The organism is Mycobacterium sp. 1164985.4, from assembly GCF_001668575.1.
Lineage (GTDB): Bacteria > Actinomycetota > Actinomycetes > Mycobacteriales > Mycobacteriaceae > Mycobacterium.
Map to the genome: position 1 here is coordinate 1 of NZ_LZMD01000076.1, position 1634 is coordinate 1634.

The following is a 1634-nucleotide window of genomic DNA, read 5'->3' on the forward strand; positions in this document are numbered from 1 at the left end:
AAGTCGAACGCCAACGAATGACACTGCGACCACACCCCCGCCGTCGGCACATCGGCCTCCAGCGTCTCCAGCAGCTGCACCACGTTGCGATGCGCCACCGCCACCCCCTTCGGGGTCCCCGTGGTCCCCGAGGTATAGATCAGATACGCGATATCGTCGGCCGACGGCACCGCCAACCCGGTGGCGGGCTGCAAACCGACAGCGGGATCGTCGATATCGACGACCTGTAGGTCGTGCCCGTCCAAGCGCGCGCGCAGCTCGGCGGTGGTGACCGCCGCGATCGGTGCGGCGTCATCGAGCACGAACCCGATCCGCGCATCCGGATGCGCCGGGTCGATCGGCACATACGCCGCCCCGGTCTTCAGCACTCCCAGGATCGCTATGACCGCCTCAGCGGAACGCTCTACGAGTAGCGCCACCCGCTCACCGGGACCCACCCCGTGGCCGATCAGTAGGTGCGCCAACCGATTCGACGCCTCATCCAACTCGCCATAAGACACCGACCGGCCGCTGGCGCTGATCGCTACCGCCTCTGGACTACGGACAACCTGGGCGGCGAACACCGCCGGAATCGATACCGCCGGCGCAGCCGCCGGCGCCGTCAACACCGCGCGATTACCCCAGCCCTCCAGCCAATCGCGCTCATCCTCGTCGAGCACATCGATCGTCGACAACCGCCGCGACGTGTCGGCGGTCATGGCCACCAACACCCGTCCCAGCCGTTGAATAAGCGCCTCGATGCTGGCCGCGTCGAAGACATCGGTGCGGAACTCCACCGCACCGCCGATTCCGGCGGGCTCACCCGCGTCACTGAAACGTTCACCCAGCCAGAAAGTCAGATCCGCCCGAGCCGTGTGAGTCTCCATCGGCAACGCCGCGACCTCGACGTCACTTAGCCTCACTCCAGCGGCGCGCTCAGTATCGTGTCCAGCGAAGTTCTGCCAGGCCAACAACACCTGCACGAGCGGGTGATGGGCCAATGACCGGGTCGGGTTGAGCCGCTCGACCAGCACCTCAAAGGGCACATCCTGATGCTCGAAGGCGGCCAGACTGCGCTGGCGCACCTGCCCCAGCACCTCGACAATGGTCGGATCCCCCGCGAGATCCACCCGCAACACAAGCGTGTTAACGAAAAATCCCACCAACTCGTCTAAGGCATGATCACGCCGCCCGGCTATCGGAAAACCAACTGCCACATCGGGATTCGCGCTGAGCTTGGCCAATAAGGCCGCCAGCGCGGCCTGCACCACCATAAAGCTGGTTGCGCCATGGTTACTGGCGACCCGCGCCACCTGCTGCTGTAACTCGACAGGCCAATCGACAACGACCTCGGCACCGCGGAAATCGGCCACCGCCGGATAGGGCCGATCGGTGGGCAACTGCACCCGATCGGGCATCCCGGCCAACGCGTCCTGCCAATAGGCCAGCTGCGCAGCGATCGGGCTGTCAGGATCGTCTAGCTCACCGAGCTGTTCGCGTTGCCACAACGTGTAATCGATGTACTGCACCGGCAACGGTGTCCACCCGGGGGCCTGTCCGCCGCACCGGCTTGCGTAAGCCACCCCGAGATCGGCCACCAGCGGGGTGATCGACCACCCATCGGCAGCGATGTGGTGCACCACCGCCACCAACAC

At 65.7% G+C, this 1634-nt stretch carries 1 protein-coding gene; it reads right to left on the bottom strand.

Translation table 11 applies throughout. From position 1 onward, the window contains the following. Nucleotides 1-1634 (bottom strand): condensation domain-containing protein (locus A5650_RS16325; protein WP_156744158.1); only part of this gene is annotated, 1634 nt, incomplete at both ends.